The organism is Allobosea sp. GW822-FHT03F07, from assembly GCF_058801345.1.
The window spans coordinates 1,621,624-1,643,808 of the sequence record NZ_JBXAND010000001.1 but is presented as its reverse complement, the minus strand read 5'-3'; the positions used below and the strand labels follow the sequence as shown (position 1 = coordinate 1,643,808).

24 protein-coding genes are annotated in these 22,185 nt (G+C 67.0%); 11 read left to right on the top strand and 13 right to left on the bottom strand.

The features are described 5' to 3' along the window. Positions 1-2 precede the first annotated feature (2 nt). The 4 genes from AC1RMY_RS07880 to AC1RMY_RS07865 are packed head-to-tail and all read right to left on the bottom strand — an operon-like array spanning position 3 to position 3,247. Positions 3-1,601, bottom strand: coding sequence for an NTP transferase domain-containing protein (locus AC1RMY_RS07880; RefSeq protein ID WP_492863394.1), 1,599 nt, complete (start codon positions 1,599-1,601; stop codon positions 3-5). Then, a complete protein-coding gene (locus AC1RMY_RS07875; RefSeq protein ID WP_492863393.1) occupies positions 1,598-2,290 on the bottom strand; it encodes an XdhC family protein in 693 nt (230 codons plus the stop codon). The genes AC1RMY_RS07880 and AC1RMY_RS07875 overlap by 4 nt, the downstream gene beginning before the upstream one ends. A gap of 4 nt (positions 2,291-2,294) precedes the next feature. Beyond that, positions 2,295-2,924 carry a LysE family translocator gene (locus AC1RMY_RS07870; RefSeq protein WP_492863392.1) on the bottom strand — a complete coding sequence of 210 codons (630 nt, stop codon included), beginning with the start codon at positions 2,922-2,924 and terminating at the stop codon, positions 2,295-2,297. Further along, positions 2,924-3,247 (bottom strand): XdhC family protein, encoded by a 324-nt coding sequence (locus tag AC1RMY_RS07865; protein ID WP_492863391.1) that lies wholly within the window; start codon positions 3,245-3,247, stop codon positions 2,924-2,926. Before AC1RMY_RS07865 ends, AC1RMY_RS07870 begins: the two co-directional genes overlap by 1 nt. Positions 3,248-3,447: 200 nt before the next feature. Here AC1RMY_RS07865 and AC1RMY_RS07860 point away from each other — a divergent pair, with 200 nt between their 5' ends. Then, the gene (locus AC1RMY_RS07860) at positions 3,448-4,113 is read left to right on the top strand and encodes an esterase/lipase family protein (RefSeq protein ID WP_492863390.1); all 666 of its coding nucleotides are present in this window, start codon (positions 3,448-3,450) and stop codon (positions 4,111-4,113) included. Here AC1RMY_RS07860 and AC1RMY_RS07855 read toward each other — a convergent pair. From AC1RMY_RS07855 to AC1RMY_RS07845, 3 genes are all read right to left on the bottom strand, one after another. Beyond that, positions 4,110-5,309 (bottom strand): vWA domain-containing protein, encoded by a 1,200-nt coding sequence (locus AC1RMY_RS07855; RefSeq protein WP_492863389.1) that lies wholly within the window; start codon positions 5,307-5,309, stop codon positions 4,110-4,112. The two genes, AC1RMY_RS07860 and AC1RMY_RS07855, sit on opposite strands and share 4 nt — an antisense overlap. Positions 5,310-5,457: 148 nt before the next feature. Continuing rightward, positions 5,458-5,835 (bottom strand): nuclear transport factor 2 family protein, encoded by a 378-nt coding sequence (locus AC1RMY_RS07850; RefSeq protein ID WP_492863388.1) that lies wholly within the window; start codon positions 5,833-5,835, stop codon positions 5,458-5,460. A 93-nt stretch (positions 5,836-5,928) separates the two neighbouring features. Continuing rightward, positions 5,929-6,855: an AAA family ATPase gene (locus AC1RMY_RS07845; RefSeq protein ID WP_492863387.1), complete on the bottom strand. Its 927-nt coding sequence runs from the start codon at positions 6,853-6,855 to the stop codon at positions 5,929-5,931. A gap of 96 nt (positions 6,856-6,951) precedes the next feature. Here AC1RMY_RS07845 and AC1RMY_RS07840 point away from each other — a divergent pair, with 96 nt between their 5' ends. Next, positions 6,952-7,305 carry a SnoaL-like domain-containing protein gene (locus AC1RMY_RS07840; RefSeq protein WP_492863386.1) on the top strand — a complete coding sequence of 118 codons (354 nt, stop codon included), beginning with the start codon at positions 6,952-6,954 and terminating at the stop codon, positions 7,303-7,305. A gap of 15 nt (positions 7,306-7,320) precedes the next feature. On the opposite strand, the gene AC1RMY_RS07835 is transcribed toward AC1RMY_RS07840, so the two are convergent. From AC1RMY_RS07835 to AC1RMY_RS07825, 3 genes are all read right to left on the bottom strand, one after another. Continuing rightward, the gene (locus AC1RMY_RS07835) at positions 7,321-8,124 is read right to left on the bottom strand and encodes an FAD binding domain-containing protein (protein WP_492863385.1); all 804 of its coding nucleotides are present in this window, start codon (positions 8,122-8,124) and stop codon (positions 7,321-7,323) included. Positions 8,125-8,201: 77 nt separating this feature from the next. Beyond that, positions 8,202-10,565 carry a xanthine dehydrogenase family protein molybdopterin-binding subunit gene (locus AC1RMY_RS07830; protein ID WP_492863384.1) on the bottom strand — a complete coding sequence of 788 codons (2,364 nt, stop codon included), beginning with the start codon at positions 10,563-10,565 and terminating at the stop codon, positions 8,202-8,204. Positions 10,566-10,680: 115 nt separating this feature from the next. After that, a complete protein-coding gene (locus AC1RMY_RS07825) occupies positions 10,681-11,193 on the bottom strand; it encodes a (2Fe-2S)-binding protein (RefSeq protein ID WP_492863383.1) in 513 nt (170 codons plus the stop codon). Positions 11,194-11,522: 329 nt separating this feature from the next. On the opposite strand from AC1RMY_RS07825, the gene AC1RMY_RS07820 reads away from it, so the two are divergent. Next, the gene (locus AC1RMY_RS07820; RefSeq protein WP_492863382.1) at positions 11,523-12,866 is read left to right on the top strand and encodes a methyl-accepting chemotaxis protein; all 1,344 of its coding nucleotides are present in this window, start codon (positions 11,523-11,525) and stop codon (positions 12,864-12,866) included. 42 nt (positions 12,867-12,908) lie between these two features. Here AC1RMY_RS07820 and AC1RMY_RS07815 read toward each other — a convergent pair whose 3' ends face one another. Further along, positions 12,909-13,361, bottom strand: coding sequence for an SRPBCC family protein (locus tag AC1RMY_RS07815; protein ID WP_492863381.1), 453 nt, complete (start codon positions 13,359-13,361; stop codon positions 12,909-12,911). Between the two features lie 170 nt (positions 13,362-13,531). Between AC1RMY_RS07815 and pcaB the strand changes: the two genes are divergently transcribed. Genes pcaB through pcaC form a run of 5 tightly spaced genes read left to right on the top strand, consistent with a single transcriptional unit; the run spans position 13,532 to position 17,800 of the window. Continuing rightward, the gene (gene pcaB / locus AC1RMY_RS07810) at positions 13,532-14,938 is read left to right on the top strand and encodes a 3-carboxy-cis,cis-muconate cycloisomerase (RefSeq protein WP_492863380.1); all 1,407 of its coding nucleotides are present in this window, start codon (positions 13,532-13,534) and stop codon (positions 14,936-14,938) included. After that, positions 14,931-16,184 (top strand): aconitase X, encoded by a 1,254-nt coding sequence (locus AC1RMY_RS07805; RefSeq protein ID WP_492863379.1) that lies wholly within the window; start codon positions 14,931-14,933, stop codon positions 16,182-16,184. Before pcaB ends, AC1RMY_RS07805 begins: the two co-directional genes overlap by 8 nt. Then, the gene (locus AC1RMY_RS07800) at positions 16,175-16,585 is read left to right on the top strand and encodes an aconitase X swivel domain-containing protein (RefSeq protein WP_492863378.1); all 411 of its coding nucleotides are present in this window, start codon (positions 16,175-16,177) and stop codon (positions 16,583-16,585) included. Before AC1RMY_RS07805 ends, AC1RMY_RS07800 begins: the two co-directional genes overlap by 10 nt. Positions 16,586-16,614: 29 nt before the next feature. Beyond that, the gene (pcaD, locus tag AC1RMY_RS07795) at positions 16,615-17,394 is read left to right on the top strand and encodes a 3-oxoadipate enol-lactonase (protein WP_492863377.1); all 780 of its coding nucleotides are present in this window, start codon (positions 16,615-16,617) and stop codon (positions 17,392-17,394) included. 10 nt (positions 17,395-17,404) lie between these two features. Continuing rightward, a complete protein-coding gene (gene pcaC, locus AC1RMY_RS07790) occupies positions 17,405-17,800 on the top strand; it encodes a 4-carboxymuconolactone decarboxylase (RefSeq protein WP_492863376.1) in 396 nt (131 codons plus the stop codon). A gap of 61 nt (positions 17,801-17,861) precedes the next feature. Here the strand turns inward: pcaC and AC1RMY_RS07785 are convergent, their stop codons facing one another. Both AC1RMY_RS07785 and AC1RMY_RS07780 read right to left on the bottom strand, forming a co-directional pair. Then, positions 17,862-18,365, bottom strand: a complete 504-nt coding sequence (locus AC1RMY_RS07785) for a flavin reductase family protein (RefSeq protein ID WP_492863375.1) — start codon at positions 18,363-18,365, stop codon at positions 17,862-17,864. 175 nt (positions 18,366-18,540) lie between these two features. Then, entirely contained in the window at positions 18,541-19,245 is a 705-nt protein-coding gene (locus AC1RMY_RS07780) for a GntR family transcriptional regulator (RefSeq protein ID WP_492863374.1), read from the bottom strand. 284 nt (positions 19,246-19,529) lie between these two features. Between AC1RMY_RS07780 and AC1RMY_RS07775 the strand changes: the two genes are divergently transcribed. The 3 genes from AC1RMY_RS07775 to AC1RMY_RS07765 are packed head-to-tail and all read left to right on the top strand — an operon-like array spanning position 19,530 to position 22,158. Next, on the top strand, positions 19,530-19,856 hold the full coding sequence (locus AC1RMY_RS07775; RefSeq protein WP_492863373.1) for a cupin domain-containing protein: 327 nt from the start codon (positions 19,530-19,532) through the stop codon (positions 19,854-19,856). A 28-nt stretch (positions 19,857-19,884) separates the two neighbouring features. Continuing rightward, the gene (locus AC1RMY_RS07770) at positions 19,885-21,117 is read left to right on the top strand and encodes an NAD(P)/FAD-dependent oxidoreductase (protein WP_492863372.1); all 1,233 of its coding nucleotides are present in this window, start codon (positions 19,885-19,887) and stop codon (positions 21,115-21,117) included. A 30-nt stretch (positions 21,118-21,147) separates the two neighbouring features. Then, the gene (locus tag AC1RMY_RS07765; RefSeq protein ID WP_492863371.1) at positions 21,148-22,158 is read left to right on the top strand and encodes a 4-hydroxyproline epimerase; all 1,011 of its coding nucleotides are present in this window, start codon (positions 21,148-21,150) and stop codon (positions 22,156-22,158) included. Positions 22,159-22,185: the final 27 nt, after the last annotated feature.

The window sequence follows — 22,185 nt, the reverse complement described above, 5'->3', positions numbered from 1 at the left end:
GCTTAGTGCTCCAACGCTGCCAAGGCTTCGGGCGTATCAACATCGAGCGCGATCGCCGGATCGTCGAGCGGCACCTCGACGATCGCGTCCCCCGCAGCGTCGAGCAGGCGCCGCGCGCCCTGGTCGCCCTCGAGCTTCTCGACTTCGTGGAACAGCGCCCGCGCCAGCAGCACGGGATTGCCGCGCTGGCCCAGCAGCGTCGGCACGACGGCAAGGGCGTCGCTGCTTTCGGCGAAGACCTGCGCGAGCCGGTCGATCACGCCGGCCGTGACATTGGGCATGTCGCCGAGCGAAACGACGACGCCGGCAGCGCTCTCCGGCAAGGCCGCCAGCCCAGCCTTGACGGAACTCGCGAGGCCGCTGGCGAAATCGGGGTTGTGCACGAGCTCGACATCGAGCCCGGCGAGCGCTGCCGCGACCGGCTCATGCTGGTGCCCGGTCACCACGATCACTGGCCGCGCCCGCGAGGCGAGTTGCGCCTCCACCGCGTGGCGAACCATCGGCTTGCCGCGCACGCTCTGGAGCAGCTTGTTGGCTTCGCCCATGCGCGTCGAACGGCCGGCGGCGAGCACAATCCCGGCAACGGGAGCAGCTTCCAGATGTGCCGGAGCCCGCGGCTGCGGCCGCGAGACGATCTCCATCAGGAGGCCGCCGACGCCCATGGCCTGAATATCCGCGCGGCTCACCGGAATGCCGGCGAGGCAGCGCTGCAGCACCCAGTCGAAGCCGTTCTCCTTGGGCGAGCGTGCACAGCCCGGCGCGCCAATGACCGGCTTGCCGGAAAGCTCGCCGATCAGCAGCAGGTTTCCGGGATCGACCGGCATGCCGAGATGCTCGATCCGCCCGCCGGCTTCCAGCAGCGCCTGCGGGATCACGTCGCGTCGGTCGGTGATGGCCGACGCTCCGAAGATCACCACGAGATCGGCCAACTCCGCCTGCGCCGCGACCGCCTGCGCCAGCGGCTCCTGCTGGTGCGGCACGCGCAGATCGGCCGTGATCGTCGCACCGGCCGGTGCGAGTCGTTCCGCCATCACCCGCAACGTCTTGTCGACGACGGAGGGCTTGAGACCGGGAAGCAGCGTCGAGATCAAGGCGACGCGCAGCGGCCTGTAGGGCGCGACGGCGATCGGCTTCAAATCCTGCAAGGTGGCGTGCGCCTGCTCGACCAGCGCCGCCGGCAGGCCATAGGGGATGATCTTGACCGTGCCGACCATTTCGCCTGCGACGACGGGCTTCATCAGCGGCAGCGTCGCCACCGTGATCGCCTCGTCGATCCGGTTGAGCCCGTCGATCGCACCCGCATCGATCGTCAGCACGCCGGCGGTCGCTGCGAAGAGGTTGACCCGCCCGGTGAAGGCGGCCTCCGTCACCACGCCGCGCCCCGCCAGCGCCGCCGCGAGCCGCGTCGCGGCTTCGTTCTCGCCGATGTCCCCGGGCTCCAGCCTGACGGCGACCAGTTCCGACAGCCCGGCCTCCGTCAACCGGGCGACGTCGTCGGGCGTGATCGCGGCGCCCTTCTTCACGATGACGGCGCCGGCACGCACGCTATGGGCAGCGATGCAGCCGGCCGCTTCCGCGACGGGGACGGGTCCGAATTTCATGCCGGGTTCCGCCGCGGACCGCGCAGGGCCGAGACGATCTCGCCCAGGATCGCAAGCGCGATTTCGGCCGGCGAGACGGCGCCGATGTCGAGCCCGATCGGCGCATGGATGCGGGCGCTCGCCGCCTCGTCGAAGCCGGCGGCCGCAAGCCGTTCGAGACGGCGCCCATGCGTCTTCCGGCTGCCGAGCGCGCCGATATAGAAGCAGTCCGAGCGCAGGGCAGCCTCCAGGCCGGGATCGTCGATCTTGGGGTCATGCGTCAGCGCGACGAAAGCCGTATAGGCATCGAGCCCGAGCCTCGCCAGCGCCTCGTCCGGCCACTGCGTCAGCAGCGTGACCTCCGGAAAGCGCTCCGGCGTGGCGAAGGCCGTGCGCGGGTCGATGATCGTAAGATCGAGGTCGAGCAGCTTCGCCATCGGAGCCATCGCCTGCGAGATATGCACCGCGCCGGTGACGATCACGCGCGGATGCGGCGCTTGCACGGTCAAAAAAACCTGCTTGCCCTCTGCTTCGATCATGGCGCTTTTGGCCATGCGGAGCTGCTTGTCGAGCACCTCGGCAAGCGGATCGGATGCGATGTCGGCGGCCTTCACCAGCCTCTGCGCGCCACTTGCGACATCGGTGACCAGCACGGTTGCGCGCCGGGCCGCGCGCTCGGCGTTGAGCGTCGCCAGAATTGCCAGATCCATCGCCTCAGCCCTTGTCGGTGGCGAGCTTGAGGCCAAGCCCGATCATCAGCGAACCGCCGAGCCATCTCCCGAAGGCGAAGCCGGCCTGGGTCTTCTTCATCATCCTGATCACGGCGGACGCCCCGAGCACCGTGACGAGATCCGCCGAGGAGAAGGCGACATTCACGATCGTGCCGAGGATCAGGAACTGCGTCCAGACCGGCAGCGACGCCGCCGGGTCAACGAATTGCGGCAGCATGGCGATAAAGAACAACGCCACCTTCGGGTTCAGCACCTCGACGATGAAGGAATCGATCAGCGCCCGTCTGACGGTCTTGGGCGGCGCAAGGGGGGCGTCAGTCGCCGCCAGCTTTGACCGGATCATGCCGATGCCGAGCCAGACCAGATAGGCCGCACCGGCCATCTTCACAGCGAGATAGAGCTCCGGCACATGCTTGAACACGACCGACAGGCCGAAGGCCGCGGCGAATACATGGACATAGCAGCCGAGATGGATGCCGAGCATCGCCATGAAGCCGGCGCGACGGCCATGCGCGATGGTCTGCGCCGCCGTGTAGAGCAGCGCCGGCCCCGGGAAATAGGCGACGACGAGGGTCAGCGTCGCGAAGGCGAGCAGCGTCTCCCAGGAGGCCATCAGTTCACCTTTTCCACATACACCCTGATCTTGCCGCCACAGGACAGCCCGACCTTCCAGGCGGTCTCGTCGGCGACGCCGAATTCAAGCGTGCGTGCCTTGCCGTCGGCTATGACGTCGATCGCCTCCTCGACGACCGCCCCTTCGACACAGCCGCCCGAGACCGAGCCCTGGAAATTGCCCTCCCCGTCGATGACGAGATGCGATCCGACCGGGCGCGGTGCCGAGCCCCAGGTCTCGACCACGGTGGCGAGCGCCACCGAACGGCCGGCGTTCGCCCAGGCTTCGGCCGTCGAGAGGATGTCGGTGTCGGTGCTGATCATGTGCCCATCGCCCCTGGTTCGAACGGCCTGCCGGAGAGCCGGATACCACCTTGCCCAACATATGCGCAGATCATCGCCAGCGCGCGTCTACTTAAGCATGGCCGCCACGGCTTTCGAGCATATATGCCGCGAAATCTCGGTCCGCGCCTCGACCAAGGATGACGATCCCGCTATCGCTCGCCGTGGGGGCAAGGCGCGATATGGCAAAGCAAGACGGCATCGTTCTTCTGCATGGCATTGCGCGGCGCTCTAGCTCCCTCGCGGCTCTGGAGAAAGCCCTGCGAGCGGAAGGCTATCGCACGCTCAACCTCGACTATCCCGCCCGCAGCCAGTGCATTGAGAACATCGTCGCCTTCATGCGCGAGCCAGTCGCGCGCTTCCGCGCAGAGGTCGAGGGCCGACTGCATTTCGTCACCCATTCGATGGGCGGCCTCATCGCCCGCGCCTATATCAACCGCCATCGCCCGGAGCGGCTCGGCCATGTCGTGATGCTGGCGCCGCCGAACGAAGGCAGCGAGATCGCCGACACGCTGGGAAACAACCGGCTCTTCCGCGCCTTCTTCGGGCCGGCAGGCTCGGAACTGGGGACGGCGCGGCCCGATGCGCTCTGCGAGATATTGGGCGCGGTCGACTATCCCCTCGGCGTCATCGCCGGCGACCGCTCATTATATCCGATCGGCTCGCTGATGCTGCCGGGCGCCAATGACGGTCGCGTCTCGGTCGAACGCACCAGGGTCGCCGGCATGGCCGACCACATCACGATCCACGCCACCCACCCGTTGATCATGCGCAATCGCGAGGCCATCGCGCAGACGCTGCATTTCCTCAAAGCTGGGCGCTTCGAGAGGACCGGGGCGCCGGCCTAACCCGCCTTCTTCAGCCACTGGCGCGGATCGCTCGCGAGGCTCGCCTCCGGAGAGAGCGCGGCACAAAGATCGGCCATCGCCGCGAGGTTGTGGATCGGCCGGAACGAATCGACATGGGGCAGCATCGCCCGGATGCCGCTGGCGCGCGCCTCGAACTGGTCGAAGCGCAGCAGCGGATTCAGCCAGATCAGTTGCCGGCAGGAGCGGTGCAGCCGGTCCATCTCGAAGGCCAGCTCGCCGTCGAGGTGCCGCTCCAGCCCGTCGGTGAAGAGCAGCACGATCGCCCCGCCGCCGAGCACGCGGCGCGACCAGACCCGGTTGAACGTATGCAGCGCCGTCGAGATGCGCGTGCCGCCTTCCCAATCGGGCGCGGCCTTGCCCGCCAGCGCCAGCGCCTCGTCCGGATCGCGTGCACGCAGCGAGCGGGTGATGTTGGTCAGCCGCGTGCCGAAGACGAAGGAATGCACCCGCCGGCGCTTCTCTGTGACAGCATGCAGGAAATGCAGGAAGATGCGCGAATACTCCGCCATCGAACCGGAGATATCGACCAGCGCCACGATCGGTGGATGAACCTCGGCTCGCTCGCGGAAGGCGAGGTCGATCGAGCCTCCGCCTCCCCGCAGCGAGCGGCGGAAGGTTCGGCGCGGATCGATCCGCGCGCCTTGATGGGCCGCCCGGAAGCGCCGTGTGGCGACCAAATCGTCGGGAAGGCTGAGTTCCGCGACCAGTTGCTTGGCCCGCGCGATCTCTGCCGCGCTCATCTGGGCGAAGTCTCGCGATTTCAGCGTCTCGCGGTCGGAGACGGTCAGTCGCGCCGTCAATTCGGTCAGCTCGACCGGCGCATCCTCCTCCCGCCTCGGCGGCTTAAACGCCTCGGCGACGCGCAGCGCCCCGGCCTCCTCCTTCTGCGGCGTGCTGTCGGCGCCGGGCGAGACAGGCGACATCTGCGCCATGATCTTCTCGATCAGGTTGCGCCGGCGCCAGAACAGCCGGAAGGCTTGATCGTAGACTGCGCTGTCCTCATGCCGCTTCACGAAGATCGCATGCAGCGCCCAATAAACGTCGTCGCGCTCTCCGAGCGCCCCCTCGGCGAGCGCTTCGACAGCCTCGACCACCGCGCCGGGACCGACGCGAAGGCCCGCGATGCGCAGAGCGCGGGCGAAATAGGCGATGTTCTCGGGTAGCTTGCCGGTCATAGCGACTCCCAGCGTATCCCGTAGCCCTCATCCTGAAGAGCGCCGCAGGCGCGTCTCGAAAGATGGTCCAGGAGGCACCGGAGAGATTTGGAGCATTCCTCGAGACGCCGCGTTCCGCGGCTCCTCAGGATAAGGGCCGAGGATGAACTCACGGCCCCATCTCGGTCATGAAGACCTTCTGCACGATCTGCCATTTGCTCTCGACCTTCAGGAAGGAGAGCAGGTCGGTGAAATAGCGCGGCGGCATCTGGCACTTCACCTTCACCAAAGCGAGCGTCGGGCCGACGATGTCGATGGTCAGCACATGGTCGCCGCGCGTCATGCCGGCGGCCTTCGGCGCCGGCCGCTCGCTGACGGCCTTCAGCCATTCGTCACGCGGCACGATCTTGATCGTTCCATCCTCCTGCGCCGTCGTCAGGGCGCTGGTCGGGTGAAACGCGTGCTCCAGCTTGGCGACATCGCCCTCATAGAGCCCGTCGAGATAGGTCCGGGTCACCGCCTCGATCGCCCTGAGATCGTTGTTCATGATCGCTCCTTCGCCTGCCCACACGTCCCATTCGCATGCTGGCGGCCGTAACGGGCCCTGTCCTTGATATGGCGCAGGACTGTCGGCAGTCCGTCAGCCCTTCGCCTCGGCCTTCGCCTGATCGAGCAGTTCCTTCACCTTCGAGCCCTGCATCGCCTGGATGTCGTCCTGGTATTTGAGCAGCGCTCCGAGCGTGTCGGAGACCAGCGCGGGATCGAGCGCGACGGCGTCGAGCTCGACCAGAGCCGTCGCCCAGTCGAGCGTCTCGGCCACGCCGGGCGCCTTGAACAGCTCCTCCTTGCGGATCGCCTGCACGAAGCTCACCACCTGTTTCGCCAGCTTGGCGGGAGCGTGCGGCGCCCGCGCCTTCAGGATCGCCAGTTCGCGGGGCGCGTCGGGATAGCCGACCCAATGATAGAGGCAGCGCCGCTTCAACGCGTCGTGGATTTCGCGCGTGCGGTTCGAGGTCAGGATCACGATCGGCGGCTCCGCCGCCTTCACCGTGCCGAGTTCGGGAATCGTCACCTGCGAATCCGCCAGGACTTCGAGCAGGAAGGCCTCGAAGGCCTCGTCGGTACGGTCGAGCTCGTCGATCAGCAGGATCGGCGCCCCGCCCTCCTGCGGCTCCAGCGCCTGCAGCAAAGGCCGCTTGATCAGGTATTTCTGGGAGAAGATATCGCCTTCGAGCCGCTCGCGATCTCCCGTTACACCACCCGCTTCCGCAAGACGGATCGCCATCATCTGCCCGGCATAGTTCCACTCATAGACGGCCGATGCGAGGTCCAGCCCCTCATAGCACTGCAGCCGGATCAGCTTCCGCCCGAGCCCGGCCGAAAGCACCTTGGCGATCTCGGTCTTGCCGGTGCCCGCCTCGCCCTCGAGCAGCAGCGGCCGCTTCATCTTGAGGGCCAGGAAGAGCACCGTCGCCAGCGCGCGATCGGCGACATAGCCTTGGCTCTGCAGAAGAGAGAGCGTGGCATCGATCGAGGATGGGAGAGAAGCAGTTCGGCTATCGTTCATGTCAAATCCTGGCGCGCGAGTCTGTCATCACCACGCCGTGGCGGCCAGCCCATCATGGCCTGCCCCTATACCCGAAACCGGACAGGGAGACGATCAATGACGGATGCAGAAGCCATCACCACCTTCGCCGACATGCTCAAGCGCGGCGAACATCAGGAGGCCGCCGAACGCTTCAACGCCGCCGACATCGTCAGCATTGAAGCCATGGACGGGCCGATGGCGCGGGTCGAAGGCCGGGCCGCCGTCAAGGCCAAGAGCGACTGGTGGTATTCCGCTCACGAAGTCCATGCGGCCGAGGCCTTCGGCCCTTATCGCAACGGCGACCAGTTCGTCATGCGCTTTGCCATTGACGTCACGGTCAAGGAGACCGGCGAGCGCGTCCAGATGGACGAAGCCGGTCTCTATACGGTTCGCGACGGGCTGATCGTCGAGGAACGTTTCTTCTACTGACCCGCCATTCGGCACTCACTTCCCCGTCGCCTGCGCCACGGCTTGCTTCGTCATCACACCGATCAGATGCGCGCGGTACTCCGGGTCGGCATGCATGTCGCCGTTGATGCCGTCCGCGGTATGCTTGAGCCCTTCCAGGGACTTCGGCGCGAAGCGGGCCTTGAGCGCGACCTCCGCTTCAGGCCAGCGGAAGACGCCGCCCTCGCCCGCTCCGGTCACCGCGACGCGGATGTCGCCGCCACGCTTGGCGACGAAGACGCCGACCAGCGCATAGCGCGAGGCCGGATTGCGGAACTTCGCATAGCCGGCCTTGGTCACCACCGGGAACACCACCTTGGTGATGATCTCGCCCTCGTCCAGCGCCGTCTCGTAGAGGCCGGTGAAGAAGTCGTCCGCCTCGATCTTGCGCTTGTTGGTCACGATCGTCGCGCCCAGCGCGAGGCAGGCCGCCGGATAGTCCGCCGCCGGATCATTGTTGGCGACCGAGCCGCCGATCGTGCCGCGATGGCGCACATGCGGGTCGCCGATATGCGAGGCAAGATAGGCCAGCCCCGGGATCGCCTCCTGCACGACAGCCGATTCAGCGACCTCGGCATGGGTCGACATCGCCCCGATGACGACGGTGCGCCCCTTGCGCACGATGCCCTTGAGATCGCCACAGGCGCAAAGATCGATCAGCGCGCTCGGTGAGGCCAGGCGCTGCTTCATCGTCGGCAGCAGCGTGTGTCCGCCGGCGAGGATCTTGGCGTCCTCCTTCTTGGCGAGGAGGCCCGCGGCCTGACGTGCGGAGCCCGGGCGGTGATAGGTGAAGGCGTACATGGGTATGATCCCTTGTTGAAATCCGCAGGGGTCATCCCGGCCGGAGCGAAGCGGCGCGCCGGGATGACAAACGAAATCTATTCGGCTGCCATTCTCTTGATGCTCTTCTGCACCGCGCGCCAGACGGCCTGCGGCGTCGCCGGCATGGCGATGTCCTCATGGCCGAGCGCGTCGGTGATGGCGTTGATCACGGCGGGCGGCGCGGCGATGGCGCCGGCCTCGCCGCAGCCCTTGATCCCGAGCGGATTGGAGGGGCATGGCGTCACGGTCATTCCGACCTGGAACGACGGCAGGTCGTCGGCGCGCGGCATGCAGTAGTCCATGAAGCTCGCGGTCACGAGCTGCCCGTCGCTGTTGTATTTCGCGCCTTCGAGCAGCGCTTGGCCGACGCCCTGGGCGATGCCACCATGGACCTGGCCCTCGACGATCATCGGGTTGATGACGTTGCCAAAATCATCGACCGCCGCCCAGCGCTCGATCTTCGTGACGCCTGTCTGCGGATCGATCTCGACCTCGCAGATATGGACGCCGGCCGGAAAGGTGAAGTTGGTCGGGTCGTAGAACGCGCCCTCCTTCAGCCCCGGCTCCAGATCCTGCCCGTTGAACTTGTGCGCGATATAGGCCTGCAGCGCGCAGGAGCCGAAGTCGAGCTTGCGGTCGGTGCCTTTCACACTGAAATGCCCGTCGGCGAAGTCGATATCGGCCTCGTCGGCCTCGAGCACATAGGCGGCGACCTTCTTGCCCTTGGCGATGACCTTGTCGACCGCCTTGACGATGGCGGACATGCCGACCGCGCCGGAGCGCGAGCCATAGGTGCCCATGCCCATCTGCACCTTGTCGGTATCGCCATGGATGATCGAGACATTGTCGATGGGGATGCCAAGCTTATCCGAGACGAGCTGGGCGAAGGTCGTCTCATGGCCTTGGCCGTGGCTGTGCGAGCCGGTCAGCACCTCGACCGTGCCGATCGGGTTGACCCTGACCTCGGCCGATTCCCACAGGCCGACGCCAGCGCCGAGCGAACCGACCGCCGCCGAAGGCGCGATGCCGCAGGCCTCGATATAGGCGGAGAAGCCGATGCCGCGCAGCTTGCCATTGCGGGCGGAGTCGCGCTTGCGCTTGCCGATGCCCTTGTAGTCGATGATTTCCAGCGCCTTTTTCATCGAGGCACCGTAATTGCCGGCGTCGTACATCATGATGACCGGCGTCTGGTGCGGGAACTTCCTGACGTAGTTCTGCAGCCGGAACTTGGCCGGGTCCTTGCCGAGTTCCCGCGCCGCGACCTCGACCAGCCGCTCGACCACGAAGGTCGCCTCTGGCCGCCCGGCCCCGCGATAGGCGTCGACCGGCGCGGTGTTGGTGTAGACCGCATCGACTTCCGCATAGATCGCCGGGATGTCGTACTGCCCCGACAACAGTGGCGCGTAGAGATAGGTCGGCACCGAGGAGGAAAAGGTCGAGAGATAGGCGCCGAGATTGGCCGTGGTCTTGACCCGCAGGGCCGTGATCTTGCCCTCGGCGTCGGTCGCCAGTTCCGCATGGGTGACATGGTCGCGGCCATGCGCATCGGAGAGGAAAGCCTCGGTGCGGTCGGAATTCCACTTCACCGGCCGGCCGACCTTCTTCGCCACCCAGACGCAGACCGTCTCCTCGGCATAGATGAAGATCTTCGAGCCGAAGCCGCCGCCGACATCGGGAGCGACCACGCGCAGCTTGTTCTCCGGCGCGATGCCGATGAAGGCCGAGAGTACGAGCCGCGCCACATGCGGATTCTGGCTCGTCGTGTAGAGCGTGAAGACGCCCTCCCCGGCATCATAATCACCGACGGCCGCCCGCGGCTCCATCGGATTCGGCACGAGCCGGTTGTTGACGATGTCGAGCCTGGTGACGTGCTTCGCCCTCTTGAAGGCGGCCTCCGTCTCGTCCTTGTTGCCGAGATGCCAGTTGAAGACGGTGTTGTCCGGCGCCTCCGAATGCACCACCGTCTTGGCTCCGGCCGCCTTGGCCGTATCGACCACCGCGGGCAGCACGGCGTAATCGACAACGACCGCCTCGGCCGCGTCCCGCGCCTGCGCCAAAGTCTCGGCGACGATGACCGCGACATGGTCGCCGACATAGCGGACCTTGCCCTGAGCCAGGGCCGGATGGGCGCCGGCCCGCATCGGCGAGCCGTCCTTGTTGTGGATCATCCAGCCGCAGATCAGCCCGCCGACCTTGTCGGCCGCCAGATCCTCGCCCGTATAGATGCCGAGCACGCCCGGCATCTTCGCAGCCGCCTTGCTGTCGATCGACTTGATCGTGGCATGGGCATGCGGCGAGCGCAGGAAATAGGCGTAAGCTTGGCCCGGCCGGTTGATGTCATCGGTGTAGCGTCCCTGGCCGGTGATGAAGCGGTGGTCTTCCTTGCGCCGCACCGAGGCGCCGATTCCGGTTGCCGACATGGTGTTCCCTCCCTCAGCGCGCCTCTGGCGGGCACGTCATGACCTCAAGACAAGCCCCGCACGGATGAGCGCGGGCTACGGCGTCTCGTTCGCAGACCTTTCACTCGCAAGCCTTTCACTCGGCCGCCTGGCGCGGAGGCTCCTTCTTGCCCATGCCCTGCCCGGCCATGGCCTCGGCCCCGGCAGCGACGGCCTTGACGATGTTGTGGTAGCCCGTGCAGCGGCAGATATTGCCGTCGAGATCCTCGCGGATCGTCTTCTCGTCGAGGCGGTGGCCGCGACGGTTCACGATGTCGACGGCGGACATGATCATGCCCGGCGTGCAGAAGCCGCATTGCAGGCCGTGATGCTCGCGGAAGGCCTCCTGCATCGGATGCAGCGTCCCGTCCATGGCCAGCCCCTCGATCGTCGTCACGGACGCGCCTTCGAGCGAGACCGCCAGCGTCGTGCACGCCTTCACCGCCTTGCCGTCGATATGGACGACGCAGGCGCCGCACTGGCTGGTGTCGCAGCCGACATGCGTGCCGGTCAGGCGCAGGTTCTCGCGCAGGAACTGGACCAGCAGCGTGCGCGGATCGATCGTCGCAGTGACGGCTTTGCCGTTCACCGTCATGGAGAGGGTGGCCATCGTCTTCCTCCTTGAGACCCGGGTCTGACGCCCGGCTCGTGACATAACCGAACGCTGCGCTGGAACGGAGCCTCGCGGCAAAGCACGAGCTTCTCCTTGGAACAGCTTTAAACGGACTGTGGACCCACGCTTTTGCGCGGTCAAGCCGGAGACGTCGAGGAAAGACCGGCTGTTTGGCACCGTTTCGCGGAGGTTTCATCGCGCTCCGATGAATGCCGGCCGAAATTGGAGAGCCCGCTACGGCCGCCGCATTGGCGGAATTTTAACGCAAGCCCCTCACAGTGACCCGGTTCGGCGGAGTGCATTTGCCGGTGGCACGGGGGCCGATCTTGACGTCGATTTCCGAACAGATCGAGCGACGCCTGCGCTCGACAGGCTACGGCGCACAAAAGCGCGCAGCATTGCGGCGCTACCGCAAGCATGTCGATCTCGTCATCAAGGAGATCGTAGCCAATTCCTTCTCTTACGGCCGACAGATCCATCCCGGGCTGAAAGACAACATCACGCCGCTGTCGGAAAACCTCTACGAGGTCACCGAGCAACATTTCAGTCTGATCTTCGAAGGGGATTTCGACGAGCGCTACGTCGCGTCGATGGAGCGTATGTGCGCGCTGGAACGCGCGATCAAGGTCGGCACCCGCTCGCGTGTGTCGATTGCGATGGCGCTGTTCAGGGTGATCGCGACGAAGGCCCGCCTGGCACCCCTTCTGTCTCCCCGCCGTTTCGCCAGGGACATGGAGATCATCGAGCACATCCTCGTCATGGACATCAATACGGCGATCACGCTGGACCAGGCCCTCGAGGCTGCGGAGGCCCGGCATCGCGGCGAGGCGCTCGAAACCGCCGCGCATATGTTGAAGTCTCGGATCGGCACGCTTGATTCGACGATCAGCGGCGCCGTCGAGCAGTTCATCAGCGCCGCCGACGAGACCTCCGGCTCCACGGCCTTCATCCGGACGCAGGTTCTCGATGTCACGCGCGCGGCGGAAATGATGCGTGACCGCGCCCGTCAGACGGCCGCAGCGACCGAGGAGATGTCGGCCAATATCGGCGAGATCGGTCATCGCGCCCGCCAGAGCGTCGCCATCGCCTCGCGTGCCGTCGGCGACGCGGAGGCGATGAATGAAGCGATCGCGCAGTTGCGTGAATCGACCGCCAGAATCGGCTCGGTCCTCGGCCTGATCGCGGACATCGCCGCCCAGACCAATCTGCTCGCCCTCAACGCCACGATCGAGGCCGCGCGGGCCGGAGAGGCCGGGCGTGGCTTCGCCGTCGTCGCCTCGGAGGTGAAATCGCTGGCGACACAGACGGCCGGCGCGACTCAGGAGATAACCCGCCAGATCGGCGAACTCTCGGCGAGCGCCGCGACCTGCGGCGAGCATGCCGCCTCGATCAGCGCGACCATCGGCGAGATCCGGGGCGATTCCGAGGCCATATCCGACTCGGTCGCCCAGCAGAGCCTCGCCACCTCGGGCATAGCGCGCGACGCCTCGGACGTCGCCGGCTGCTCGGACGACACCATCGCCAGCGCCCAGGCGGTCGGCCAAAGCCTCGAGACGACCACGAAGGCGATCGAACGCGCGACCCTCGTCGCCTCGCAGATCGCGCTTCAGGTCGGCGCCGCCGAGGCCGCCGTCGGCGAGGCGCTGAACGCGCTGCGGCAGGCCTCCTGACGCGGTTAGCCTTCGCTGACCGACCTCAAGAAGCAGACGCGGTCAGCCTTCGCTGACCGCTTTGGCGAAGTTGGCGAAAAACTCGTCGGCGAGCTTCTTCGAGACCGAATCGATCAGCCGGGAGCCGAGTTGCATCAGCTTGCCGCCGACCTGCGCCTCGACATCGTAGCGCAGCAGCGTCTGCCCCTCGCCGGCGTCGCTCAACGCGACCTTGGCGCCGCCCTTGGCGAATCCGGCGATGCCGCCCTCGCCCTCGCCCTGGATGCGATAACCATTGGGCGGATCGAGATCGACGAGTTCGACCTTGCCCTTGAAGCTGGCCTTCACCGGCCCGAGCTTCACCTTCACGACGGCGGAGAAATGCGTGTCGTCATCCTTGCTGAGCTGTTCGCAGCCGGGGATGCAGGCCTTCAGCACCTCGGCGTCGTTCAGCTTGGCCCAGACAATCTCTCTGGTCGCGGGCAAGGTCACCTCCCCGTTCATCGTCATCGCCATGGCGCTACTCCCTCGGATCCCTGCCGCAACATTCCGGCTCCTGTTGCAGCCGGCCACGCCTCGGGTCTATCCAAGGCTGTCGCGCCTATCCATGAGCGGAAAGCGCCGATCGGCACAAGAGGACGAAGCGTGACGACCGCCCCCACCCGCCGCATGACGCAACGCTACCGATGACCCAAGGCACACCGAACCTGTTCGGCGAGCTTTTCGTCGATGCCGAAATGGCTTCGGCGATGAGCGACAGGACGCTCCTCCACGGCATGCTCGGCTTCGAGGCGATGCTCGCAAGCGCGCTGGAAGCCGAGGGTTTCGCCCCGGAGGGTACGGCTGCGGCCGTCGCCCGGCAATGCGACCCGGATCTCTACGACATCGCCGAACTCGGGCGGGCCGCGACGCTGGCTGGCAACCCCGCGATCCCGCTGGTGAAGGCGCTGACTGCGCGCGTCGCCGCGGCATCGCCCGAGGAGGCCAAATGGGTTCATTACGGCGCGACCAGCCAGGACGTGATCGATTCCGGCTACGTCCATGTCCTCGGCCGCGGGCTGAAGCTCATAGATCTCCGGCTCGGTCGGCTGGTTCACGCCCTGCACGCGCTGCTCGAGACGCATCGCGCGACGCCCATGATCGGCCGGACCTTTCTGCAGCAGGCAGTGCCGATCAGCTTCGGGGTCAAGACCGCGCTCTGGCTCGACCCGTTGCTGGAGAGCCGGCGCATCCTGCGCGACAATCTCGAGGCACCGGTCGTTCAGTTTGCCGGGGCCGCCGGCACGCTGGCCGCGCTGGGCGACGATGCCGGGCGTGTCCAGGCGCAGTTCGTCGACGTGACGCTGGGCGCACCGTCATCCCTCATCCCCTGGCACGCGCAGCGCCACCGCAACGCCCGTCTGGCGGCAGAACTCGGCATCCTGACCGGCAATCTCGGCAAGATCGCGCGCGACGTCTCCCTCATGGCCCAAACCGAGATCGGCGAACTCGCCGAGCCGGAAGCACCCGGCAAGGGTGGCTCCTCGGCCATGCCACACAAGCGTAATCCGGTGCTGTGCACGCTGATCCTGGCTGCCGCGCAGCGTGCGCCGGGCCTGGTCTCGACCCTGCTGGCCGCCATGCCGCATGAGCACGAACGCGCGCTCGGAGGCTGGCATGCCGAATGGCCGACGCTGCCGGAACTCTTCCGTATCGCCGGCTCCGCCTTGGCGCAGACGGTCACCCTGATCGAGGGACTTCAGGTCTTTCCCGAGCGCATGCGCATCAATATCGAGGTCACGCATGGGCTGGTGATGTCGGAACGCGTCTCGGTCGCGCTCGCCGCAGCGTTGGGCAAGGCGCAGGCGCATCATCTGCTGGAAGAGGCGAGCCATGCCTGTGTGGCGCAGCAGCGGCATCTGCGCGATGTGCTGAGCGATATGCCCGCAGTGACCGACCATCTCGACGCCGCCACCCTCGCTGAGCTGTTCGACCCGTCGACCTATCGCGGCGCCTCCGACGCGATCATCGACCGCGTTCTGGCCCGCTGCGAGCAGCGCCCGCAGCCCGTGCCCCCTGCCCCGGCGCGGGACTACAGGGTCGTCGATGGTTGAACTTGCGCCGCAGCAGCGCGCCATCGCGGCCGGCGATGACGGCACCGCCATGGCCTTGCGCATCGTCGCCGAGGCCGCGCGTCTGATGGGTGCGCCGCGGCTGATCCCCGTCGCCTCCGCCCATATCGACAGCGCGCTCTATCATGGCGATTCCGGCACGCTCTTCGCGGAGAAGCTGGTCGAGGGAGGCGCCCGCGTCGCGGTTCGCTCGACGCTGAATGTCGGCGCCCTGACGCCTGCCGGCTGCGCCACGATCCGCCTGCCGCCGCATGAGCGCGACATGGCTGCCCGGATGATGCGTGCCTATGAGGCGATGGGCTGCGAGCCCTCCTGGACCTGCGCCCCCTATCAGGCCGGGCACCGCCCCAGGCAGGGCAGCGACGTCGCCTGGGGCGAATCCAATGCCGTCGTCTTCTGCAATTCGGTGCTCGGCGCCCGCACCAACCGCTATGGCGATTTCCTCGACATCGCCTGCGCCATCGCCGGCGTCGCGCCTGATTACGGGCTGCACCGGGCGGAGAACCGGGTCGCGACGCTGCTGATCGATGCGAGCGGGCTGAGCCGCGAATTGCGCGCCTCGGACGTGTTCTATCCCGTCCTCGGCACCGTCCTCGGCCGCGCGGCCGGCTCAGCGGTCGCCGTCATCGAGGGCCTGCAGGGCTGCACCACCGAGGACCGGCTGAAGGCGCTGGGCGCGGCCTCGGCCTCGGCCGGCGGCGTCGGCCTGTTCCATATCGCCGGTGTGACGCCCGAAGCGCCCGACGCCGCGACGGCGCTTGCGGGCGTCCCGCCCCGCGAGACGCTGACATTATCGCCGCAATTCGTGCAGCAGGCGCTGGCGGGGCTCTCCACCGCCGGAGCAACCGAGCGCATCGATGCGGTGGCGATCGGCTCGCCGCATCTTTCGCTGGCCGAGATCGACGAGGTCGAGCGCCTGCTTGCAGGGCGCGAGCTGAAGGCTCCTCTCTACGCCAACACCGGCCGCCATGTCCTGCGCCCGCTGGAAGCGCAAGGACGCCGCGCCGCGCTCGAACGCGCCGGCCTGATCTTCGTCGTCGACACCTGCGTCGTCGTCACCCCGATCCTCCCGGATATTCCGGGCGCAGTGCTGATGACCAACTCCGGCAAGTTCGCCCACTACGCGCCGGGAACGACCGGCTATGCCGTGACCTATGGTTCGCTGGCCGAATGCGTCGAGAGCGCCGTCGCCGGCCACCTTGTGAGGGAGCCGCACGCATGGTCCTAAATGCGGAGGTCCTGATTCCGGGCTCGCAGGCCGCGGGCCGCTGCCTCGCGCTCACCGCACCGATCAGCTTCTGGGGCGGCGTCGATCCTCGCAGCGGCACCATCATCGACGCACGCCACCCGCAGCTCGGCGCGGACATCGCCGGCACCGTGCTGGCGCTGCCGGGGACGATCGGCTCCTCCTCGGCGTCTGCCGTGCTGCTCGAACTCGTTCACGCCGGCAAGGCGCCGGCCGCGCTGCTGATGGATGCGCCCGACGCCATTCTGCTGCTCGGGCTGGTGGTGGCGCGTGAAATGGGCTGGGCGACGCCGCCGGCCCTGCGCCTGCCCACCGCGGAGCAGGCGGCCCTCGCCGGCCGCTGGCTTCTGCTGTCGGGCGACGGCAAGATCACCGCCGAATAGAGACAAGACGAGACAGGGAGACAGCGCCGATGCCGATCGAGACCATTCGAGGCGAGCCGTTCAACATCCGCTTCGACGGCCCGGACGACGCTCCCGTGCTGATGCTGTCGAATTCTCTCGGCACCAACCTCTCGATGTGGGATCCGCAGATCCCTGACCTGTCGAAGCATTTCCGCATTCTGCGCTACGATTCCCGCGGCCACGGTCTCTCGGTCGCGACCGACAGGCCCTTCTCGATCGCCACGCTCGGACAGGACGCGCTTGCCATCCTCGACCATTTCGGCATCGACAAGGCGCATTGGTGCGGCGTCTCGAAGGGCGGCATGGTCGGCCAGTGGCTCGCGACGCATGCCCGGCAGCGTATGGGCCACCTCGTGCTCGCCAATACGGCCGCCCGCATGGGCCCGCCGGACCTCTGGAACAATCGGATCAGAACGGTGCGCAGCCAGGGCATGGCCGGCCTCGTCCAGGGCACGCTGGAACGCTGGTTCAGCCCGCGCTTTCGCGAATCCGACGCCGCGACCGTCGCGAAGGTCAGCGAGATGCTGACCACGACGCCCGCGATCGGCTATGCCACCTGCTGCGCCGCGATCCGCGACATGGACCAGCGCGAGGCGCTCCGGGGTGTCGGGAATCCGGTTCTCGTCATCATCGGCAAGGTCGATCCGGCAACGCCGCCGGCCGCCGGCCATCTGATCGCCGAAGCCGTTCCGGGTTCGCGCACGGTCGAACTCGACGCGGCACATCTCTCAAATCTCGAGCAGCCCGCGGCCTTCACCGGCGCCGTGCTCGACTTCCTTAAAGGCTGAGGAGTCCACCATGGACGAGAAGACCCGCTATGACGAGGGCATGAAGACCCGGCGCGCCGTGCTCGGCGGCGCCTATGTCGACAAGGCCAGCGCCAGCGTCACCGACTTCAACGGCGAGTGGCAGGAGTTCATCACCCGCACCGCCTGGAACGACATCTGGAACCGGCCGGGTCTGGTGCGTCGCGAGCGCTCGATCATCGTCCTGGCGATCGCAGCCTCGCTCGGCGCCTGGGGTGAATTCCGCATCCATGTGCGCGGCGCGATCAACAACGGGCTGAGCCGCGACGACATCAAGGAAGTGCTGCTGCAGACGGCGATCTATGCCGGCGTTCCGGCCTCGAACCACGCCTTCAAGGAAGCCGCCAGCGTCTTCGCCGAGATGGACGCTGAGGCCAACAAAGGCTGACGGCCAGAGCATCGGCCCGAAAACGCGCTGCGGTTCTCGGAAACAGCCGATGCAAAGCCGGTCAGACCGCCTCGAACCGCCGCCCGCGATAGATCAGGCTGGTCGCATCGGCCGGCTCCCGCCCGGCTCCGCCGAGCCCGACGACCTCGCCGATCAGGATACGGTGGGTCGCGATGTCATGAGCAGCGACCAGCCGGCAATCGAAGGCGGCAACCGCCTCGGACAGAACCGGCGCGCCGGTCGCCAGGCTAGTCCAGTGGCGCGATGCGAAACGCGCCTTGCCATCGATACTGCGCCGGCTGGCGAATATCTCGGCCAGATCTTCGCAATGCCCCGGCAAGGTGTTGATACAGAACACCCCGCTCGCCTCGATCGCGGCCAGCGTCCGGCTCGGCTGCGCAATCGAGACCAGCACGGTCGGTGGCGTATCCGATACAGAAGCGACGGCCGTGGCGGTCAGCCCGATCCGGCCAAGCGGGCCGATCGTGGTGACCACATGCACCGCGCTCGCGATCCGCGCCATCGCGTCGCGAAAGAGCGGTGCATCGGGCGCAGGCCCCCGCACGGGTTGAACATGTTCTGTCATCGGTGTCCGGCTGATCAGCGAGAGCGAATTCGCCGCTCATGTAGAGACTGCGGGCCGGAAAAGCCAGAATCACCGGCGCACGGCCGCCCCGCGGCGGCGGCAGTGCCGCGCGGATAAAATATATCATGAGAGATGCGGGAAGGCAGGACCCGGCTCACTCGCGTTCGAGCGTCGCTAGTAATCCGCTGCGCAGATGCAGCATCAGGGCATCGCTGGCTGCCATGGCGGCGACGGGATCGGCCGTCGCCAGCGCCTGGGCGAAGGCGACATGATGGCTGGCGGCCGGCAGCAGGTCGTCCTGCCGCTCGAAATGATACCAGGCCCTCCGGATCAGGGCCTGCAGCGGCTCGACGGCGCGTGTCGCATAGGGGCTGCGCGCCGCCGCCGCGACCTCGGCGTCGAGTTCCTTGTCGAGCCGCATATAGGCGTTGGCATCGCCCTCGATCGCAGCCGCGCGCATGGCACGCGCCTTCTCGACGATGGCGATGCGCTCACGCGGGCTTGCCCGTTTGGCGGCATCCGATGCGATCAGCCGCTCCAGCACCTCGCGCGCATCGAGCGCGGCCATGATGTCGATCGCGTTGATGCCGGCGACGACGACCCCTTTCCGCGGCAGCACTTCCACCAAGCCCTGCTGCGCCAGGCGGATCAGCGCCTCGCGCACCGGCGTCCGCCCGACGCCGACCATGTCGATCATCTGCGCCTCGGTCAGCACGGCTCCGGGCCGCAGCGACAGCGTCACGATCGCCTCCTCGAGCCTGCGATAGGCGATCTCGGTCAGGCTCGGCGTGCCGTGCGCCTGCGGCGGCACGGCGCCCTCATCATAGGGATCGACAGCGGCAACGGGTCGAAGGCTCATGCGTCCTCTCCACGCCCACGCACCGGGATTGACGTATCGGGAGCCATTGATATATCAACCTGCCATATCGTGATAGGACGTTACATCTGCAATCTGCAAGCGAAACGGGCCGTCGCGCAAGACTGCTTTGTGTCGAGACGCATTGTAACGAGCCTTCCGCCATGACCGGGCCGGGTGGCCCATCGGCTCGCGAAGGCCTCGACCTCCCGACGCGGCTGTTGCAGAACGAGATGCCGTCGAAGGCGCACCCGGCCTCGGCGCTCCCCCTCCGACCGGAGACCGGAATGGCCTTTACCTGCACGCTTCCAGCCATTCCCACCGTCCAGCAGGATGACGAGACGATCCGCATCACGCGCTGGGACTTCGAACCCGGCGCGGTCACCGGCTGGCACAGCCATGGCTGGCCCTATTTCGTCATCATGCTCGTCGCAGGCACGCTGCGCATCCATGACGGCACGAAGACGAGCGATGTCCCGCTCGCACAGGGACAGGCCTATATGCGTCCGGCTGGTATCGAGCATGACGTCATGAACGGCTCCGAGCATCCGATCGCCTTCGTCGAGATCGAGGTGAAGCAGCCCGGCGCCCTGAAGCAACTGTCCCTGCCATGAAGGCCTTGGCCATGACGAGACCGCTGCCATGAAGATTGCCGTCGTCGGAGCCGGCATCGTCGGCTCGGCCATCGCCCATGCCCTGCTCGACGAGGACCACGAGGTCCTGATCCTCGACAAGGAAGGTCCGGGCTTCGGCCCCTCGCGCGGCAATGCCGGCTGGATCGCCCATACCGACATCCTGCCGATCGCGAGCCCCAAGATTCTCAGGCAGGTGCCGAAATTCCTGGCTGACCCGCTGGGCCCCCTCGCGATCCGCCCCGCCTATTTCCCCAGGCTGCTGCCCTGGCTCGCGCGCTTCGTGCTGGCCGCGCGGCCGGATGCCTATGAGCGCTCGATCCAGGGCATCGGCGCACTGCAGCAGCGCGCCTTGCCGGCCTGGCTCGCCCGCGCCAAAAGCGCCGGGCTCGAAAGCCATATCCACCGCAAGGGTGGGCTCTATGTCTTCACGGACGTCGGCGCCTTCGAGGAAGCCGGCAAGATCACCAAGCGCCAGGCCGAATTCGGCATCACGGTCGAGATGATCGGTCCGGCCGAGCTGCGCCAGTTCGAGCCCGCGCTGAAGGATAAGTTCGTCGGCGCGGCCTTCCATCCCGACACCGCCCATATCAGCGATCCGCTTCAGCTCACGCTCGCCCTGTTCGAGGCGGCGCTGGCGCGTGGCGCGACCTTCGAGAAGGCCGAGATCACCAACATCTCGACAGGCGAGCGCCCTGCCCTGATCGGCCGCGACGGCTTCCAGCGCTTGGTCGATCGCGCCGTGGTCGCGGCCGGCGCATGGTCGAAGCCGCTGGCGGCGGCGCTGGGCGACAAGGTCCCGCTCGACACCGAGCGCGGCTACAATGTCAGCTTCCCAGGCGTGACCGGACTGACGACGCGGCCCGTCGGCTTCGAGGGGCACGGCTTCGTCATGACGCCGCTCGAAAGCGGCCTACGCATCGGCGGCGCGGTCGAGTTCGGCGGGCTGGAGGCGCCGCCCAACCACGCCCGCACGAAGAGCCTCTATGACAAGGCGAACCAGTTCGTGGACGGCCTGCCGGCCTTCGAGACCGGCACGCTCTGGATGGGTTTTCGCCCCTCCCTGCCCGACTCGCTGCCGGTGATCGGCGCAGCCAGCCGCAACCCCAATGTCGTCTATGCCTTCGGCCACGGCCATTATGGCATGACGCAATCGACGGCGACCGCCGATCTCGTCGCCGCGCTGCTCGCCGGTCGCGCTCCCGCGATCGATCTCTCGCCCTTCAGCCCGCGCCGCTTCTGAATCGATTCGACAACCGACCGAGCCAAGCCCATGAGCACTCACACCTTCTTCTGCGTCGACGGACATACCTGCGGCAACCCGGTGCGTATGGTCGCAGGCGGCGCCCCGCCGCTGAAGGGCGCCAACATGGTCGAGAAGCGCGCACATTTCCTGGCTGAATATGACTGGATCCGCACCGGCCTGATGTTCGAGCCACGCGGCCACGACGTCATGTCGGGCTCGATCCTCTATCCGCCGACGCGCGACGACGCCGACATCGCTTTCCTGTTCATCGAGACCTCTGGCTGCCTGCCGATGTGCGGCCACGGCACCATCGGCACCGTCACGATGGCGCTGGAGCGCGGCCTCGTCACGCCGCGCGAGGAAGGCGTGCTGCGCATCGACACGCCGGCCGGGCTGGTGACGGCCCGCTACACCCGCAATGGCGACCATGTCGACAGCGTCCGCATCACCAACATCGCCTCCTATCTCCACGCGACCGGCCTGACCGCCGAGATCGAGGAACTCGGCGAGATCACCGTCGATGTCGCCTATGGCGGCAACTTTTATGCGATCGTCGACCCGCAAGCGAATTTCTCCGATATCGCCGATATCCAGCCGTCCGACATCCAGCGCTGGAGCCCGAAGCTACGCGCGGCGCTCAACGCGAAATACGAGTTCATTCACCCCGAGAACCCGGCGATCAACGGCCTCAGCCACATCCTCTGGACCGGCGAGCCGACCAAACCCGAAGCCCATGCCCGCAACGCCGTCTTCTATGGCGACAAGGCGATCGACCGTTCTCCCTGCGGCACCGGCACCTCCTCGCGGATGGCGCAATGGGCGGCGCAGGGCAAACTCCAGGTCGGCGACGACTTCGTGCATGAGAGCATCATCGGCACGATGTTCCGCGGCCGGGTCGAGGCCACCGCGCAGGTCGGCCCCTTCGAGGCGATCATTCCCTCGATCGAGGGCTGGGCCCGCATGACCGGCTACAACACGATCTTCATCGACGACCGCGACCCGCTGGCACATGGCTTCCTGGTGACGGACAAAGCCTGAACGGGGGGCGGCGGCGCAAGCGATGGC

Excerpts from the sequence above, each read along its gene's own strand:
- AC1RMY_RS07880 (WP_492863394.1), bottom strand. The coding sequence starts at position 1,601 with ATGAAATTCGGACCCGTCCCCGTCGCGGAAGCGGCCGGCTGCATCGCT.
- AC1RMY_RS07875 (WP_492863393.1), bottom strand. The coding sequence starts at position 2,290 with ATGGATCTGGCAATTCTGGCGACGCTCAACGCCGAGCGCGCGGCCCGG.
- AC1RMY_RS07870 (WP_492863392.1), bottom strand. The coding sequence starts at position 2,924 with ATGGCCTCCTGGGAGACGCTGCTCGCCTTCGCGACGCTGACCCTCGTC.
- AC1RMY_RS07865 (WP_492863391.1), bottom strand. The coding sequence starts at position 3,247 with ATGATCAGCACCGACACCGACATCCTCTCGACGGCCGAAGCCTGGGCG.
- AC1RMY_RS07860 (WP_492863390.1), top strand. The coding sequence starts at position 3,448 with ATGGCAAAGCAAGACGGCATCGTTCTTCTGCATGGCATTGCGCGGCGC.
- AC1RMY_RS07855 (WP_492863389.1), bottom strand. The coding sequence starts at position 5,309 with ATGACCGGCAAGCTACCCGAGAACATCGCCTATTTCGCCCGCGCTCTG.
- AC1RMY_RS07850 (WP_492863388.1), bottom strand. The coding sequence starts at position 5,835 with ATGAACAACGATCTCAGGGCGATCGAGGCGGTGACCCGGACCTATCTC.
- AC1RMY_RS07845 (WP_492863387.1), bottom strand. The coding sequence starts at position 6,855 with ATGAACGATAGCCGAACTGCTTCTCTCCCATCCTCGATCGATGCCACG.
- AC1RMY_RS07840 (WP_492863386.1), top strand. The coding sequence starts at position 6,952 with ATGACGGATGCAGAAGCCATCACCACCTTCGCCGACATGCTCAAGCGC.
- AC1RMY_RS07835 (WP_492863385.1), bottom strand. The coding sequence starts at position 8,124 with ATGTACGCCTTCACCTATCACCGCCCGGGCTCCGCACGTCAGGCCGCG.
- AC1RMY_RS07830 (WP_492863384.1), bottom strand. The coding sequence starts at position 10,565 with ATGTCGGCAACCGGAATCGGCGCCTCGGTGCGGCGCAAGGAAGACCAC.
- AC1RMY_RS07825 (WP_492863383.1), bottom strand. The coding sequence starts at position 11,193 with ATGGCCACCCTCTCCATGACGGTGAACGGCAAAGCCGTCACTGCGACG.
- AC1RMY_RS07815 (WP_492863381.1), bottom strand. The coding sequence starts at position 13,361 with ATGGCGATGACGATGAACGGGGAGGTGACCTTGCCCGCGACCAGAGAG.
- pcaB (WP_492863380.1), top strand. The coding sequence starts at position 13,532 with ATGACCCAAGGCACACCGAACCTGTTCGGCGAGCTTTTCGTCGATGCC.
- AC1RMY_RS07805 (WP_492863379.1), top strand. The coding sequence starts at position 14,931 with ATGGTTGAACTTGCGCCGCAGCAGCGCGCCATCGCGGCCGGCGATGAC.
- AC1RMY_RS07800 (WP_492863378.1), top strand. The coding sequence starts at position 16,175 with ATGGTCCTAAATGCGGAGGTCCTGATTCCGGGCTCGCAGGCCGCGGGC.
- pcaD (WP_492863377.1), top strand. The coding sequence starts at position 16,615 with ATGCCGATCGAGACCATTCGAGGCGAGCCGTTCAACATCCGCTTCGAC.
- pcaC (WP_492863376.1), top strand. The coding sequence starts at position 17,405 with ATGGACGAGAAGACCCGCTATGACGAGGGCATGAAGACCCGGCGCGCC.
- AC1RMY_RS07780 (WP_492863374.1), bottom strand. The coding sequence starts at position 19,245 with ATGAGCCTTCGACCCGTTGCCGCTGTCGATCCCTATGATGAGGGCGCC.
- AC1RMY_RS07775 (WP_492863373.1), top strand. The coding sequence starts at position 19,530 with ATGGCCTTTACCTGCACGCTTCCAGCCATTCCCACCGTCCAGCAGGAT.
- AC1RMY_RS07770 (WP_492863372.1), top strand. The coding sequence starts at position 19,885 with ATGAAGATTGCCGTCGTCGGAGCCGGCATCGTCGGCTCGGCCATCGCC.
- AC1RMY_RS07765 (WP_492863371.1), top strand. The coding sequence starts at position 21,148 with ATGAGCACTCACACCTTCTTCTGCGTCGACGGACATACCTGCGGCAAC.